Genomic DNA, 16,119 nt, shown 5'->3' on the forward strand with positions numbered 1-16,119 from the left:
CTTGTGCCCGTTGCAACGGCCCCCTGCTGCGAAATCGGGCCAGAAAACACCAATGTCAGTGGCTCATGCGAAAGTGGTTCCATGACTGGAATCGCTTGGCTTGTAGCCATCTTGATGTTGTTGGCAGGCGTTGCGCTAGGCGCAGCCGTGGTGGCGTGGCTGCTGCTGGGCAGGCTGCGCGGTGCCACGGAGGAAGCGGATGCGGCACACAACCGCGCGGCCGAGCTCAACGCGAATTTCGCTGCCGCCGATGCCGAACGCCGACTGTTGGCCACCCAGAACCACGCCCTGGCGGCGCAGCAGGGCTCTAACTCCAACGTGTTGCAGGCCCTGGGACCGGTTTCGGAGAAGCTCAATGCCGTGCAGCGCCAAGTGGCCCTCCTGGAACGCGACCGTGTTGAACAGTACGGCCAGCTCGCCGAGCAACTGCGCGACGCCAAGGATGCCGACGCCAAGTTGCTGGCCACCACCTCGTCGCTCGCCGCTGCCCTGCGTTCCAACAGCGCACGCGGCAAGTGGGGTGAGGTGCAGTTGCGCCGCGTGGTGGAGGCCGCTGGCATGCTGGCACACGTTGATTTTCAGGAACAAGTCCACACCAATACGGACGACGGCGTTCACCGCCCCGACATGGTGGTGCGACTCCCCGGCGGCAAGGAGCTGGTCCTGGATGCCAAGGTTCCGCTGACCTCATTCCTTAACGCCCACGACGCCGGAACTACAGACACTGCCGAAACCCAGCAACACTTGGCCCGCCATGCCAAGGCTGTCAAGGTCCACATTGATGCCCTAGGCAACAAGCAGTACTGGACCTCGGCCAAAAACTCCCCCGAACTGGTGATTTGTTTTGTCCCCGTGGAGTCGATCCTGTCCGCAGCCCTGATGGCCGACCCCGAGCTCCTGGACTACGCCATGAGCAAGAATGTGGTGCTGGCATCGCCCATCTCGCTGCTGGCCATCTTGAAGTCCGTGGCCTTCACCTGGCGCCAGGATGTGCTCACCGAAAGCGCCAAGGAACTTTTTGAACTCTCAGCCCAGCTGTATTCCCGTCTGGGCACCATGGGTGAGGCTGTTTCCGCCGTGGGTGTTTCGCTCAAGACCAGCGTGGACAGGTACAACAAGTTGGTGGGCACGCTGGAGGCCAGAGTTCTTCCCACCGCCCGCAAACTCAATGCCATGGACCCGAAGACGCTCGAATCCCCCGCCCAAGTGGAGGTCACGCCACGAATGCTCACAGCTCCGGAATTCGATGTAGCCAGCTGACTTGAGTCGTCATTTTTCCGGCTGGGCCCACGAGCGCGAAGGACCCGGCGCGAGCTTGCGAGCGGTGGGAGCGCTTGGGGCCTATCCGACGCGTCGGCCGCGGGCGGCCTTTGGCGTCTCCTTTACGTCGCCTACAAAAAATGCCGGCTCCAGTCAGTTGGAACTGTAAGGCTAGCTGTTGCTCTTGGCGCCCATCTTGTACGTGGGATCGCCGGCGGCCTTCATGGTGGCGCGGAGTTCCTTGGGCAGGGAGAACAAAATGTCTTCCTCGGCCGTGACAACCTCTTCAACGGAGCCGTAACCGTACTCGGCCAGCAGGCGCAGCACGTCCTGGACAAGAACTTCCGGCACTGAGGCCCCGCTCGTGACGCCAACACTGGCCACACCAACAAACCAGGCCTCGTCGATCTCGTTGGCGAAGTCAACACGGTAGGAGGCCTTGGCCCCGTATTCCAGCGCAACTTCAACAAGGCGCACGGAGTTTGAGGAGTTGGCGGAGCCCACCACAATGACCAGTTCAGCCTGGGGGGCGATCTTCTTGATGGCCACCTGGCGGTTGGTGGTGGCATAGCAGATATCGTCGCTGGGAGGGTTCTGCAGGTTGGGGAAACGCTCGCGCAAGATGTCGACGATCTCCATGGTCTCATCAACTGACAGGGTGGTCTGGGAAAGCCAGATCAAATGGTCAGGGTCATCAACCTGGACGGTGCGCGCCTCTTCGGGGTTGTTCACGATCGTGGTGCTCTCGGGCGCCTCGCCGTAGGTGCCTTCAACTTCCTCGTGGCCTTCGTGGCCGATCAACAAGATGTGATTGTCCTCGGCGAATCGGACAGCTTCCTTGTGCACCTTGGTGACAAGCGGGCACGTGGCGTCGATGGTGCGCAGGCCACGGTCCGCAGCCGATTGCACCACGGCGGGTGAGACACCGTGGGCTGAAAAGACCACCAGCTCCCCTGCGGGCACTTCCTCATTCTCTTCAACGAAAATGGCGCCACGGGCTTCCAAAGAGGAGACCACGTGAACGTTGTGCACGATTTGCTTGCGCACATAGACCGGGGCACCGTAATGCTCCAAGGCCTTCTCCACGGCGATCACTGCGCGGTCAACACCAGCACAATAGCCACGCGGGGCCGCCAGCAGCACCCGCTTCGGGGCAGTCACGGGAGCGGCGGCAGCCACCTCTTCGGGCGACCTGCGACGACGCGGAACGGCGGGCATGGGGACGGAAACAGCAGTGGCGCTCATAGCTACCATCTTACGTGGTGCGCCTGCGCGCCACGATGAGAGATGTGCCACCAACTGCCGCCACCACGGCCGCAACAATAAACGTGGCAGTAATGCCGCCCTGCCAGCTGTCCTGCGCCAGCACAGCCAGTTGCGCACCCATCTGGCTGGCAGCAGCCGGCCCCACAGCCAAATTAGCCAGGACGGTCTCCACCATGCCGGAGGCCAGGAACCACAACAAGGCAACAAGTGCCAAGCCAACACCGACGAAGATGAGTGCCAGCGATCGACGTCGGGCAACAAAAACACCCAGCACCAGAAGGCCCACGGCGATGACAGCCAGCCATACCGACCAGCCGCCCAGCGTTGTGGCCAGCGGCAAAAGACGCGCGACCTGCGGCTGTTCCAGGCTCACCACCACGTCCTTGGGCGTAGGCAAGGTGACGCCCACATCCTCGCTGACACGGGCGGCAACCATTGCCACGAGGGGCGCAATGTCCAATTGCAGATCGCCCTGAATCTCCTTGTTGCCAGCTGCTGCGAAGGACAGTGCGTGACTGCGGGCCAGGGTCTCAGTCCAGGCCTGTGGGTAACCCGGATCCGTGTAAAGGCTGCGCGCAGTGGAGTTGACAATGGCAGCGGCCAGCTCCTTCAATTGGGGCGGCAGATCCAAGGAGGCAGTGGTTTGAGTGGCCACCATGGTGGACAAGCCATCCTGGAATTCCTTGTTGCTGCCCAACGGTCCGGCCAAAGCCACAAAGCCGTTCTGCTCAACCACGTTGCGCTGCAACCACACTGCGGGCCCTGCCACTGATGCCAGCAATAGGGCCACAATGATCAAAATTGCCGAGCCTGCGGTGCGCATGTGCCATCCTCATAAACCAAAAAAGAATCCAATAATGGATTTCCACACTAGTACATGCCTGTGGATAGCGCGGTTTGAATGTCAGTGAGGAAAGCTAGAGTTACTTCATAGGCTGTACTGGACGGCCACGCTGGACACCCTTGTGAAGGACGGTGAGCTTAAGCCATGGCAGAAACCCCTGAACGTAAGGTCATTGCACCCACGGCTGCGGAGACCTCCCCGGACAATCCCTGGCCGCTGCAGCTGCTCAGCCAAAAGCTCAAGGCCCATATTGAAAAGGCCCCGCCGGCATGGGTTGAGGCGCAAGTCATTGAATTGAATCAGCGCGCAAATGTCAGCTACCTGACGCTGCGTGACATTGATGCCGAAGTCTCCCTGAGCGTAACCATCTGGGGTTCTGTGTTGAGCCGCCTGGAGGCCCCGCTGGAACGTGGATCCCGGGTGGTGGCACAGCTCAAACCCGACTTTTGGCTTAAAACAGGCCGTTTGTCCATGCAGGGACAGGACATCCGCCCCGTCGGTTTGGGCGATCTGCTGGCACGTATTGAGCAACTCCGCCAGGCACTGGCCGCCGAGGGACTCTTCGATGCGCGCCGCAAAAAGCCCTTGCCCTTGCTGCCGCACAGGATCGGCCTCATTACGGGCCGCAACTCCGATGCCATGAAGGACGTGGTGCGGAATGCTTCACTGCGTTGGCCTGCCGTGGAGTTTGAAATCCGTGAGGTGGCTGTCCAGGGCGTCAATGCCGTCACGGCCGTCATTGGCGCCCTGGCCGAACTCGACGCCGATCCCCGCGTTGACCTGATTGTCATTGCCCGGGGTGGCGGGTCTTTGGAGGATTTGCTGCCGTTCAGCCATGAATCGTTGGTGCGCGCCGTGTCTGCCGCACAAACCCCCGTGGTCAGTGCCATTGGCCATGAGGCCGACCGGCCGCTGCTTGACGAGGTGGCCGATCTCCGCGCCTCCACCCCCACCGACGCGGCCAAGCGCATAGTTCCCGATGTTGGCGAGGAATTACGGCGGGTGGATCAGGCCCGCACGCAGCTCAACCGCCGAATCCATGACCTCTTGGACCGTGAGACCGAGCGGCTTGCCTATTTGCGTTCCCGCCCGGTGCTGGCCAACCCTGCCATGATGCTTTCCACCAAGTACGACGACGTCTCGGCCCTGAGGGGGCGGGCCCGCACCGCGGTGCGTACCCAGGTGGGGCGCCATGCCGATCAGTTGACACACTTGCAGGCCCAAGTACGTGCCCTGTCGCCGCAGAAAACACTTGACCGCGGTTACGCTGTGGTGCAGTTGGAGGACAGCAGCATTGTCCGGCTGCCCGAACAGGTCCACACAGGTTCGCCTCTGCGCATCCGGGTGGCGGGCGGCACCTTTACGGCCACGGCCTCCAGCGGCGAAAAGCCCTCAGGCGCAATAGAGACTCTAGAGCGCACCGACACCACAGCAAAGGAATCCGCATGAGCCCCACCACAGCCGCCACCCCCAACGGCGACGTTGCAGCCCTCAGCTATGAGCAAGCCCGGGAACAGTTGATGAACGTTGTCAATCAGCTTGAGGCTGGAAGTTCCAGCCTGGAGGACTCCCTGGCCCTCTGGGAGCGGGGCGAAACGTTGGCCAAGCGCTGCGAAGAATGGCTCGAGGGCGCCAAGGCTCGCCTTGACGCCGCCCGAGCAACTGATGGCGACGCACAGCCCGGGCAGTAACCTCACCTGCGATCAGCACCCAACGGACAGGAGCCGTGATGGCACAGGCGTGGCTAAAGTCCCTCTTGCCGGGACCCACCCGAGCTCCCGCCGCGCCAAGAGTCTCCAGCCGCAGCGAAACGCTCATGGTTGCCGGCAGGAGACGGCGGTACCTGTTGGTTGGACCACCACCTGATGCACGCCGCTACAGCCAGCCCGCCGCCGTCCTCATCGTGTTGCACGGCTCGAGCCAGACAGGGCAGGCGGTGCGCTCCTTTAGCGGCAACAGTTTTGACTTCTTGGCGGCGGAGGGCCGTGTGGCGGTTGTTTATCCTGACGGGCTGAAGAAGCGGTGGAACCACAACAAGTCCGCCCGCGAAGCCACCAATGACGTTGCCTTCATGGATGCGCTGGCCGGGCACTTTAATGCCCTCCTCGGTCAGGTTCCGGTAATAGTTGTTGGCTTTTCCAACGGCGGGCAGTTGGCCATCCGGCTTATCCATGAGATCCCGCAGAAACTCTACGGAGCTGCCATTGTGGGAGCCACCTTGCCGCGGCCCGGCGGGCTGGCCTTTACAGACCAGTACCAGCCGGTGCCTGTGATGCTGATCCACGGGACCCATGACCCAGTGGTGCCCTATGGGGGTGAGGGCTGGTTTGGTAGCCTTTTGGGCAGGCCGCGCGGACCGTCAGCGCCGGAGACGGCCGCGTACTTTGCAGCCAGGAACGGGATCACAGCAGCACCAAAGACCACGGTGCTGCCACATCGGCCCGAAAGCGGACGAACCGCCGTGACACTCACCCGCTACGAGCAGCCGGGTCTGGCGTCTGTGGCACTGTACACGGTGTGTGGCGGTGGGCATGTGGTGCCCAACCGTCAGCGAAAGGCCGTCATTGTTGCGGGCAGAACCACCCAGGACATCAGCGCCGTTGCGGCGTTGGCGGAGTTCTTCCCCGCCCTGCGTCAACAACCGAGAGGCTAGGCGCCGACCAGGCGGGACCTTTCATGGGCCAGGTCGTAGTCCCCCGCCGGCCAATGCAGGTTCATCCCGCGCATCGCCTCGATGAGAATTTCCTGAACAGCCATGCGGGCGTACCACTTTTTGTCCGCCGGAACCACGTACCACGGTGCGCGCTCAGTGCTGGTGTGTTCAAAGGCCCGCTGGTATGCGTTCATGTAGTCGGGCCAAAACTCGCGCTCATCCAGGTCCGTGGGGCTGTACTTCCAATACTTGGTGGGATCGTGCAGGCGGGCTGAAAGCCGGGCCAACTGCTCATCGGGGCCCAGATTCAGCATGACCTTGACAATGGTGGTGCCTCCGTCTGCGAGTTCCGCTTCAAAGTCGTTGATGGCTGCGTAGCGCCGCTCAATTTCAGCCTCATCGGCCCACCCGTGAACCCGGTGGATCAGCACGTCCTCATAGTGGGACCTGTCGAACACACCCAGCATGCCCGGCCCGGGCGCCGCGGGGCGCACGCGCCACAAAAAGTCGTGCTCCTTTTCCTCATCCGTTGGCGCCTTGAAGGTTTTCAGTTTCACGCCCTGCGGGTCCACCGCCCCCACAACACGGCTCACGATGCCGCCTTTGCCGGCGGTGTCCATGGCCTGCAACACCAACAGCACCGACTTCTTGCCGCCATAGCGGCTCTCAGCAAAAAGCTGTTCCTGAAGTCCGGCCAGAACTGGCGCCCGGGCAGCCAAGGTGGCTACGCCGTCGACCTTCTTGCCATCAAAACCAGACGCCGCATCGGTGGGTTGTGCAGCCAAGGAAAAGCCCTTGCCCACGCGCAGAAGATCGGACAGTTGAGAGGTGAATCCAAGCGGAAGTGACACGGTGGAGCCTTTCCCTAGGGTTTGTACGTGCTCAGGAAATCTGCAATGCGCCCAATGGCTTCCTCGAGATCAAGGACATTGGGCAAGGTAACAAGGCGGAAATGATCGGGGCGAACCCAGTTGAAGGCAGTGCCGTGGGAAATGAGGATTTTTTGTGATTCCAGCAAATCCAAGGCGAATTTCTCGTCGCTCTTGATGGGATACACCTCAGGGTCCAACTTGGGAAACAAGTACAGTGCGCCCTTGGCCTGGTTGGTGCTCACACCGGGAATTTCATTGAGCAGCTTGTAGGCCACGTCGCGCTGCTCGCGCAGCCGCCCGCCGGGCAGGATCAGGTCCTCGATGCTCTGGTGCCCGCCCAAGGCCGTTTGGATGGCGTGCTGGCCTGGGGCATTGGCACACAGTCGCATATTGGCGAGCAGGTTGATGCCCTCTAAATAGTCGGCGGCATCGGCCTTGGGCCCTGAAATGGCCAACCAGCCGGAGCGGTAGCCGCAAATCCTGTACGCCTTGGACAGTCCGCTGAAGGTCATGCACAACACGTCCTCCCCGGTGATGGTGGCCGTGTTGATGTGCTCGGCATCGTCGTAGAGGATCTTCTCGTAAATCTCATCGGAGAACACCACCAGGTCATGCTTGCGGGCCAAATCAACCATGCCCTGCACAATGTGCTTGGGGTAGACGGCACCCGTGGGGTTGTTGGGGTTGATGATGACTATGCCCTTGGTTTTGGGCGTAATCTTCGCCGCAATGTCCTCCAGGTCGGGCCACCACTCGTTGTCCTCATCGCACAAGTAGTGCACGGGACGCCCACCGGCGAGGCTGACAGATGCCGTCCACAGCGGGTAGTCGGGGGTGGGGATCAGGACCTCATCGCCATTGTTGAGCAAGGCCATCAAGGACAAGGTGATGAGCTCGCTGACGCCGTTGCCCAGATAAACATCATCGACGTGGATGTTTTGGATGCCGCGGGTCTGGTAGTACTGGACCACTGCTGTGCGTGCCGAGAAGATGCCGCGGGAGTCCGTGTAGCCCTGGGCGTGGGGCAGGTGGCGGATCATGTCCACCAAGATGGCGTCCGGAGCTTCGAAGCCGAAGGGAGCTGGATTACCAATGTTCAACTTCAAGATGCGGTGGCCTTCGGCCTCCATCTGCTGCGCCTTTTGCAGCAGCGGACCGCGGATGTCGTAGAGCACATTGTGAAGCTTGGTGGATTGCGTAAATTCTGCCATGAGACAAATATGGCACACGGGGCCCGGGGTTTGTTTCCAAGACGTGCCCAACGGCACAGGCCAATGGCTAAGAACTGGCCTTGATGAGTCCTTGCTGAACAAGCCAGGCTTTGGCAACGTTGGCCAAACCACCAAATTGGGTGTCCTGCGACAAGCGGTTGAGGTTGGTCAATTCCTGGGATGTGAGGGCAGCACTGACCTTGTTCATGACCTCTTGCACCTCGGCAGGGACCTTCTTTGAGGCTACCAACGGCACAACATTCTGGGTGAGGAACAGTTGCTTGGGGTCTGTGAGCACCACCAGTGAGTTGTCCTCAATGGCCGGGGAAGAGCGGTGAAGTTCGGCCACTTGAATGCTGTCACGCAGAAGCGACCACACCACGGAGTCCTTGTTGGGTTGCTCGTTGGGGGCCAAGGGGAGGTACGTCTTGGGTACACAGTTGTAGTCGCTGCCCAAGCCGGCCAAGCCGCGATCCGCGCTCTCGAAGGCTGCCGATCCGCCCATGGACAGCTTGTCGCAGATTTTTCCCAGATCACTGAGGCTCTTAAGTTGATGCTTCTGCGCAGTAACAGCTGTGACCACCATGGCGTCGCTGACTTCGGCCTTGGTAGCATCCAAGATGCCCACCTCATCCGGGAGCGAAGTTTTCAGGGCTTCCAAAACTTCAGCGGTGGCCTCAGCCGTGAGAGCGGGCGCCACGTCAGCCAAGGCCACGCGGGAGTAGACAGGGACAATATCAACGCTGCTCAGTTGCAGATTGGATACCAAGGACCCTTGAGTTTCGTTCGCCGTTTTAACACTTGTCTTTACCCCGGCGGCATTGAGGGCTGCGGCGTATACATTGGCCAGCAGGGCACCTTCTAGCGGATTTACGCCGTCGGGCACCTGGGGAGTTCCCACCACCAGGGACTCTGCCCCTGGTGAGGCGGCGGGTATGCCCACAATGGGTTCGGGCGTACATGCTGTGAGCGCACCCAACAGCAACGCCACGGCGCATGCGCCAGAAAGAACTTGACGCAGCACCATACCCTCCCCTAAAAACGATCTCTACTAGTTAGCTCAAATCTTCCACATACGTTACTCCCTCAGCACCCAATATGGGATTCTCATGGAGTTCGGCGTGTATTCCACCGTGTTCCAGTTCAAGCACAGTGACCTTGTTGACTCCTGCTTTCAGCAGCGGGCCGGGCACATAAAGGGTTACCTGCGGCCCAATTTCCCAGAAACGGCCCAACAGGAAGCCGTTAATCCAGACCAGGCCCTTGCCGAAGCCCGGCAGCGCCAAGTAGGTGTCGGCTGGTTCGTCAATGTGCAATTCACCGTGGAAGTAACCGGCACCAAGTTCCGCATCTGCAGGCGCCGCTGCAGCTCCGGTAAAGGTGGGGCTTTCAGGATTGTCCGAGCAGTCCTCGGCAACGCCCACCTGCAGGAGCTCAGCCAGCGGCTTCTCCAAGTTGATGGGGCGCTGCTCCCAATGGAAAACGTAGCGCTGGTTGATCAGGACGCCGTCCAAGATGCCCTTGCCCTCGCCAAAGCGCGGACCGTAGTTGATACGTCCCTGGTTCTCCACCAGGATTTCCAACTGAGCCAACCCCCCGCCTCCGTTGACCTTGAGCCCGGTCTCGCAGTTGGCGTCCGTCAGGACACCCGCATAAGCGCCGTCCACCCACACGTACGCCCGGTCATGGAGTTCGCGGACCTTGATGGTGCCTTCGCCGGAGGGCAATACAGCTTTGGCGCTGTAGTGAACCAGCCCCCGGTCAAGTCCCAGCTTTTCAAAGGACAGGGGCTTGATGCTGTGAACAGGCCTGATGGCCCTGACAAAATCAAGCAATGCTGTGCCGCGAGTCAAAGTGAAGGTGCAGGCGGGAACAACGCCCGCGGGCGTGTTCAGGTGGACGGGGATGGGTGTCAGTTCCCGGCCTGAGGATGCATAGAACGCCTCGCGCATGGCGTGGAATTTCTCGGTGAGACGCCCGTCTTCGGCAATGGGGGCATCGGAGTCGTAGCTGGTGATGGTGGGCTGGATGGCTCCATCATGATTAGCCCCGGAACTCAGACCAAAATTGGTGCCGCCGTGGGCCATGTAGAGGCAAACGGAACCGTCAAGGTCAAGAATCTTTTTGACCTCGTCCGCCGCGTCAACCGCGGCACGCGTGTGGTGGGGTTCTCCCCAGTGGTCAAACCAGCCATTCCAAAACTCAACATTGAAGAACGGCTCGCCCGGGCGCCGGCGTTCCCAGATCGCATCGGCCTCGTCACCGCGGGAGCCAAGTGTCGCCGTCGCCCAAGTATCCGGCAGGGCGCCGCCGTCCAGGAAATAGTCCGTGCCGCCGTCGGCCGTAAAGAGAGTCTCGGTAATGCCGCGATCCACCAAAGCCTTGCGGTTCCAGCGCAGATATTCCTTGTCGTCGCCGTAGCTGCCGTATTCGTTCTCGATCTGCACGGCAACCACGGGGCCGCCATGGCACGCCTGGAGCGGGGCAATTACCGGCAGGAGCGCATCAAACCATTCCTCCACGACACCTGTGAAGAGCGGGTCGGAGGAACGCAGCACCATGTCCGGGTTGGAGATGGCCCAGGACGGGAATCCGCCGTTGTCCCACTCGGCACAGATGTAGGGCCCGGGGCGCACAATGACGTCCAGTCCGGCGTCACCAGCCAAGGTGACGAACCGGGCAATGTCCTTCCAACCCGTGAAATCCGGGGCAGCATCGGCTCTGGGCTGGTGGAAATTCCAGGCAATGTAGGTATCAAGGGTGTTGACGCCCATGGCGACCAGACGGTCAATCCTGTCCTGCCACTGATCCGGATGAATCCGGAAGTAGTGGATGGCGCCGGCAATAATCCTGTGCGGCTGGCCGTTCTTGAAGAGTTTACGATCCTCGTAGCTCAGGGCCGGGGCCACCGCCAATTCTTCGGACAGCTCGGCGGGCGCGAGCGATTTGCTGGCCGGGGCACCCGACGCGGTCACAATGGTAGACAACTAAACTCCTGGTACTAGTCACACAGACGCACTCGTGGACATTCTGTTATGGATAACAAATGCTGCCCTAACAATACCGTCAAATGTTGATGACCCGCCGGAATTGAAAGAATTCACAGCGTGTTACAAGTAAACAAATTAGACTTGCCCCAGACTCATATCTTGGATGCACCGCCCTGACGGATGAATCCGAACCAGCCAAAGGAACCTCATGACGGCCCCCCAGTTCACCCGTGGCCCAGCAATGCGCGACGTTGCCTCCGCAGCGGGCGTTTCAGCACAGACCGTCTCCCGTGTGCTCAATGAGCATCCAAACGTCCAGGAGAGCACCCGTCGACGCGTTTTGGCCGCGGTGGAGGAGCTGGGATACCGCCGGAACAACACCGCCCGGGCGCTGGTGACAGGCCAGTCCAAAACCATTGGTGTGCTGACTCTGGCCACCAACAACTACTCGCGCTCCTCCTTGGCGTTGGGCGTTGAACTAGGTGCACGCGAGGCCGGGTACACAGTGAACTCGGTGACCTCCAGCCTGAGCGCGCAGGCACTCACAGATGCTGTGAGCAGGTTGGTGCACCAAGGCGTGGACGGCATCATCATCGCCGCCCCTCTGCAGGAAGCGGCCGAGCAGGTCAGTAAAATTACGTCCCGCATTCCCACCGTCAACACTGACGGGTCCTCCAGTATGGGAGATCGCATGGTGGGTGTTGACCAGGACATTGCGGCCGTTCTGGCCACCAAGCACCTGCTGGATCTTGGCCACAAGACCGTGTGGCATGTTGCTGGACCGGTGGAGTGGTCTGATGCCGCGAGCCGCCTGGGCAGCTGGCGGCGGACCCTGCAGGAAGCCGGTTGCGAGGTGCCCCCTGAACTCCACGGCGACTGGAGCCCGGAATCCGGTTACCGCAACGGGCTCATTTTGGGCCGCATGCCGGAGGTCACAGCCATTCTGGTGGCCAGTGATGAAATGGCCTTCGGTGTCATCCGAGCCCTCACCGAACTGGGCAGGCGCATCCCCGAAGATATCTCGGTGGTGGGCATTGACGACATCGATTTGGCCGCGTTCTCCAACCCGCCACTCACAACCATCCGCCAGTCCTTCGAGGACACCGGCCGCCGTGCCGTGCAGCGCCTGGTGGCTCAAATTGCCAACCCAGCCCTGGAGAACACTCCCGATCTGGTGGCGCCAACACTTATTGTTCGCGGCAGCACCGCTCCCCCGCCCGCAGACAATTAGCGATGGACCGAACGGGCAGTAGTTGTTGATGTTTCTGAAAAACATCAACAACTACTGCCCGTTCGCGGTTCGAAAAGCCGCGCCTGCCCTCAGGTGCGGGTTGCCACCAGCAGCGGGATGCCAAAAATGGGGTCCTGATCCAAGACGTCAACGTCGTCCAGTCCGGCCGCGGCCAAATGAGCCTTGAACGCAACTTGCAGGGCGGGGACATTGGTGCCCAAGCCGCTCCCAAGTACAATGGGACCGGCAATCGATAGCTGCCGGGCAACTTGGCTGGCCATGGCGGCCAAATCCTTGGCGACCTGGTCCACCAGGCCCAGTGCGTGGGCATGTCCCTGTTCGGCCGCGGCAAAAATCACCGGCGATGCTGCAGCCCAGTAGCGACGAGTGGTGCCCTGGTGAAAATGGGCAATCAGGCCCTGCGGATCAGTGAGCTTGCAGTAATCCAGCAAACCGGCTGTCAAACTGTCCACGGGCTCGCCCAAATCCATCCTGTGCAGGCTGTAGCGCACGGCCTCGCGACCCAACCAATATCCGCTGCCCTCATCGCCCAGCAGGTATCCCCACCCACCGGCGCGGGCCTGCTCCCCTGCCGCATTCACCCCCCAGGCAGCCGACCCTGTCCCGGCAATGACGGCGATCCCTTCGGTTGCACCGGCTGCGGCGAGCAACAGGCGGGTGTCATGGACAACGCGCACCTGCGCCCCCGGCACAAATCCTGCGATCAGATCGCGAAGGGCTGCTGCGTCGTCGTCCGTGTCAACACCCCCGGCACCTGCCAGCACTTCCGTGGGCTCGATGCTGCCCAGCAGGCCAAACAGCTCCGCCATGTTGGCGCGGGCCGTCTCGGGGCTCACATTCTGGACGTTGGTGCTACCCACACTGAAATCAGCCACAACTTCGCCGTCGATCCATGCGATGCCGCGGGTCTTTGAGCCGCCAATGTCCAGACCCACATGGCAGGCAGGGACATTGTTCAGGTTCCGTATGTTGTGATTCACACACCTAGACTAGTGGCATGTTCACTTCGCCCCTGATAGCTGCCCCGATGGCCGGTGGAAGTACGACGACGTCGCTCGCCTTGGCCGCCCAAGGTGCGGGTGCATTTGTGTTCGCCGCCGGTGGCTATAAAACAGCGGAACAGCTTGCCGCGCAGATAGCCCCGTTGCGGGCCACCGGCATTGATTTTGGCGTCAATCTGTTTGTTCCGCGCAACACTGCACTCGCAAGCGGACAGGCGGCGGCACTGAGACGCTATGCGGCCATGCTGGGGCCAACGGCAGAACGTTACGGCGCAGTGGTTCCAGAGGTTTCGCTCGCCTGGGCGAACCCGCAGGGGCAGGATTATTGGGATGAGAAAGTAGCTCTGCTCTTGGCTGAGCCCGTACCCGTGGTGAGTTTTACCTTTGGCTTGGCCCCCTCCCGCGTGGTGTCCGCATTGCACAATGTTGGTACCAGGGTGGTTGCCTCAGTGACAAGTGTGGCCGAGGCGCTCGCTGCAGCGCAGAGCGGCGCGGACGCCTTGGTGGTCCAACACGCAAATGCTGGCGGTCACACAGCAGCCTTCTTGGCGGGTGGGGAAGTTTACCAAGGCACCCTTGTTGATTTGATTACTGAGGTCCGTGCTGCCGTATCTCTGCCGTTGGTTGGCGCAGGGGGCATCTCCAATGCCCGGGCGGCAAAGGAAGTTCTGCGCGCCGGGGCAGTTGCTGTTGCAGTGGGTACGGCCTTATTGCGCACTGATGAAAGTGGCGCCAGGGCTGTGCACAAGGATGCACTGGCTGACCCGCGCTTCACCAGCACAGAAGTAACGCGCGCATTTACCGGCAAGCCCGCACGTGCATTGGTGAATGATTTTGTTCGCAGCTATTCAGCGACCGCGCCCAACGCCTATCCCGAGGTCCATTTCCTGACAGCTTCGCTGCGTGCGGGCGCAGCAGCCACCAATGACCCGCAAGCCCTGAACCTGTGGGCCGGTACGGGCTGGAAGTCGGCGCAGGAAGGCCCGGCCGCCGCTGTGGTCAGGACATTGCTGGCGGAACTGTAGCCCGGGCAGTTTACGTACTGAATTCTTGAAATTACTGGGAATTGAATCAATTATTCGGTATTTTGTTAGAATAGCGAACTAACGAACGCCGCACCCCGGCAGTTTTTCACCGTGCTTGTCTAACTTCTTGGAGAATCCCCATGGCAACAGTCCCGAAGAACGTTCGGCGAGATCAATCCCAGGTGCACTACGGGGCCGAGCCGCTGGACTCCGTGGACCGTCAGATTATTGACACGCTGGTGGCCGATGCCCGCATCACCAACAGGGACCTGGCCGACGCAGTGGGGATTGCCCCGTCAACGGCGTTGATGCGCACCCGCGCCCTGATGGAACGCGGCGCCATTGAAGGCTTCGAGGCCAAGCTGAACCTGGCCTCCATTGGCCGCGCAGTTCAAGCCCTCATCGCTGTGCGCTTGCGCGCCCACGACAGGGACGAGATTGACACCTTTACGGCAAGGGTCCCCCTGCTCCCTGAAGTGCTTTCCACGTTCCACACCTCCGGTTCCGTTGACTATCTGCTCCATATTGCTGTGCGGGACACCGACGCGCTGCGCGACTGGGTGCTGGACAACCTGACCACGGATCCTGTGGTGGGCCACACCGAAACTACCCTGGTGTTCAAGCACATTCCAGGCCATACGGGTCCGCTGGACTAGTCGTGGTTTGAGCATTCCGCCCCGGATTCCAGGCCCTGCCGGGGCGGCTGCAAATCTTTTGCCCCATCCGCCCCCATAATGGGCTTGTGACCATCATTGACAACGCCGTGTACGTCAACGGCCGGCGCTACGCGGCCCCCACCAGCCTTGATCAGACGTATGAGCTCATGGACTCCTGCCATGGGATGGCATGGATTGGCATGTACCGTCCCGATGCCGAGGAGATGAGATCCCTCGCCACAGAGTTTTCGCTTCACGAACTCGCCGTTGAGGACACCATCATGGCCCACCAGCGGCCCAAGCTGGAGAGGTACGACGACGTCCTGTTCACCGTGCTTCGACCCGCCAAATACATTGATGAAACTGAAGCTGTTGAGTTTGGCGAACTGCACATCTTTACTGGCAAAGACTTTGTGGTGACCATTCGCCATGCCGAGACGCCAGGGCTTTCTTCCACCCGCACCCGGCTGGAGGCCGATCCCGAGTTGCTGGCGTTAGGTCCGGAAGCTGTGCTGTACGCCATCATGGACCAGGTGGTTGACGACTACCAGCCGGTCATCAATGGTTTGGAGAATGACATTGATGAGATCGAGGACCAGTTGTTTGCCGGCGACCCAGCCGTGTCCCGACGCATTTATCAGCTCTCCCGTGAAGTCATCCAATTCCAGCGGGCCATCCACCCCTTGAGCGACATGCTTACCCGGCTCAAGGGCGGCTTTGAAAAGTACCACATCAACGTTGAGCTGCAACGGTACCTTCGCGATGTGGAGGACCACGTGGAATCAGTCACGGCGAAAGCTGATTCCTTCCGCCAGCTGCTGCAAAACGCGCTGACAGTTGATGGCACCCTGACCACCAACCGCCAAAACGAGGCCAGCGCCGCCCAAAATGAGGAAATCAAGAAAATTTCATCCTGGGCAGCGATCTTGTTCGCTCCGTCCTTTGTGGCAGGCATTTACGGCATGAACTTTGCTGTGATGCCCGAACTCCATTGGGCATGGGGGTACCCCTTCGCCTTGGCCTTGATGCTTCTGGTAGGCCTAACCATGTACGTCATCTTCAAGAAGAAGACCTGGCTCTAGCTCTGAC

The 16,119-nt window shown here is 60.8% G+C and carries 15 protein-coding genes; 8 read left to right on the forward strand and 7 right to left on the reverse strand.

The window, feature by feature from the left end:
• Nucleotides 1-81 precede the first annotated feature (81 nt).
• On the forward strand, nt 82-1,260 hold the full coding sequence (locus tag CVS28_RS18065) for a DNA recombination protein RmuC (protein WP_103482383.1): 1,179 nt from the start codon (nt 82-84) through the stop codon (nt 1,258-1,260).
• Between the two features lie 171 nt (nt 1,261-1,431).
• On the opposite strand, the gene CVS28_RS18070 is transcribed toward CVS28_RS18065, so the two are convergent.
• Together CVS28_RS18070 and CVS28_RS18075 are read right to left on the reverse strand one after the other, a co-directional pair.
• Nucleotides 1,432-2,505, reverse strand: a complete 1,074-nt coding sequence (locus tag CVS28_RS18070) for a 4-hydroxy-3-methylbut-2-enyl diphosphate reductase (protein ID WP_103467190.1) — start codon at nt 2,503-2,505, stop codon at nt 1,432-1,434.
• A gap of 10 nt (nt 2,506-2,515) precedes the next feature.
• Complete coding sequence (locus CVS28_RS18075; RefSeq protein WP_103467191.1) at nt 2,516-3,349, reverse strand: hypothetical protein; 834 nt, start codon at nt 3,347-3,349, stop codon at nt 2,516-2,518.
• Between the two features lie 165 nt (nt 3,350-3,514).
• Between CVS28_RS18075 and xseA the strand changes: the two genes are divergently transcribed.
• From xseA to CVS28_RS18090, 3 genes are read left to right on the forward strand one after another with little or no spacing between them, the layout of a single operon-like run.
• Entirely contained in the window at nt 3,515-4,819 is a 1,305-nt protein-coding gene (gene xseA / locus CVS28_RS18080) for an exodeoxyribonuclease VII large subunit (RefSeq protein WP_103482384.1), read from the forward strand.
• Complete coding sequence (locus CVS28_RS18085; protein ID WP_103482385.1) at nt 4,816-5,061, forward strand: exodeoxyribonuclease VII small subunit; 246 nt, start codon at nt 4,816-4,818, stop codon at nt 5,059-5,061. The genes xseA and CVS28_RS18085 overlap by 4 nt, the downstream gene beginning before the upstream one ends.
• A 38-nt stretch (nt 5,062-5,099) precedes the next feature.
• On the forward strand, nt 5,100-6,023 hold the full coding sequence (locus CVS28_RS18090) for a CE1 family esterase (RefSeq protein ID WP_103482386.1): 924 nt from the start codon (nt 5,100-5,102) through the stop codon (nt 6,021-6,023).
• Here CVS28_RS18090 and CVS28_RS18095 read toward each other — a convergent pair.
• The 4 genes from CVS28_RS18095 to CVS28_RS18110 form a co-directional block, all read right to left on the reverse strand.
• Complete coding sequence (locus CVS28_RS18095) at nt 6,020-6,874, reverse strand: polyphosphate kinase 2 family protein (protein WP_103467195.1); 855 nt, start codon at nt 6,872-6,874, stop codon at nt 6,020-6,022. The genes CVS28_RS18090 and CVS28_RS18095 overlap by 4 nt on opposite strands.
• 14 nt (nt 6,875-6,888) lie before the next feature.
• On the reverse strand, nt 6,889-8,106 hold the full coding sequence (locus CVS28_RS18100) for a pyridoxal phosphate-dependent aminotransferase (RefSeq protein WP_103467196.1): 1,218 nt from the start codon (nt 8,104-8,106) through the stop codon (nt 6,889-6,891).
• A gap of 67 nt (nt 8,107-8,173) precedes the next feature.
• Nucleotides 8,174-9,133 carry an ABC transporter substrate-binding protein gene (locus CVS28_RS18105; protein WP_103482387.1) on the reverse strand — a complete coding sequence of 320 codons (960 nt, stop codon included), beginning with the start codon at nt 9,131-9,133 and terminating at the stop codon, nt 8,174-8,176.
• Between the two features lie 28 nt (nt 9,134-9,161).
• Nucleotides 9,162-11,093, reverse strand: a complete 1,932-nt coding sequence (locus CVS28_RS18110) for a glycoside hydrolase family 35 protein (protein WP_243399968.1) — start codon at nt 11,091-11,093, stop codon at nt 9,162-9,164.
• Nucleotides 11,094-11,304: 211 nt separating this feature from the next.
• Here CVS28_RS18110 and CVS28_RS18115 point away from each other — a divergent pair, with 211 nt between their 5' ends.
• Nucleotides 11,305-12,327 (forward strand): LacI family DNA-binding transcriptional regulator, encoded by a 1,023-nt coding sequence (locus CVS28_RS18115; RefSeq protein WP_103467198.1) that lies wholly within the window; start codon nt 11,305-11,307, stop codon nt 12,325-12,327.
• Nucleotides 12,328-12,416: 89 nt separating this feature from the next.
• Here CVS28_RS18115 and CVS28_RS18120 read toward each other — a convergent pair whose 3' ends face one another.
• Complete coding sequence (locus tag CVS28_RS18120) at nt 12,417-13,328, reverse strand: N-acetylglucosamine kinase (protein ID WP_103482388.1); 912 nt, start codon at nt 13,326-13,328, stop codon at nt 12,417-12,419.
• Nucleotides 13,329-13,345: 17 nt separating this feature from the next.
• Between CVS28_RS18120 and CVS28_RS18125 the strand changes: the two genes are divergently transcribed.
• The 3 genes from CVS28_RS18125 (at nt 13,346) to corA (ending at nt 16,112) form a co-directional block, all read left to right on the forward strand.
• Complete coding sequence (locus tag CVS28_RS18125) at nt 13,346-14,374, forward strand: nitronate monooxygenase (protein WP_103467200.1); 1,029 nt, start codon at nt 13,346-13,348, stop codon at nt 14,372-14,374.
• A gap of 140 nt (nt 14,375-14,514) precedes the next feature.
• Nucleotides 14,515-15,030 carry an Lrp/AsnC family transcriptional regulator gene (locus tag CVS28_RS18130; RefSeq protein WP_103467201.1) on the forward strand — a complete coding sequence of 172 codons (516 nt, stop codon included), beginning with the start codon at nt 14,515-14,517 and terminating at the stop codon, nt 15,028-15,030.
• A gap of 86 nt (nt 15,031-15,116) precedes the next feature.
• Nucleotides 15,117-16,112 carry a magnesium/cobalt transporter CorA gene (gene corA, locus CVS28_RS18135; protein WP_103467202.1) on the forward strand — a complete coding sequence of 332 codons (996 nt, stop codon included), beginning with the start codon at nt 15,117-15,119 and terminating at the stop codon, nt 16,110-16,112.
• The last annotated feature ends 7 nt before the right edge of the window (nt 16,113-16,119 follow it).

The organism is Arthrobacter glacialis (assembly GCF_002909415.1).
Lineage (GTDB): Bacteria > Actinomycetota > Actinomycetes > Actinomycetales > Micrococcaceae > Specibacter > Specibacter glacialis.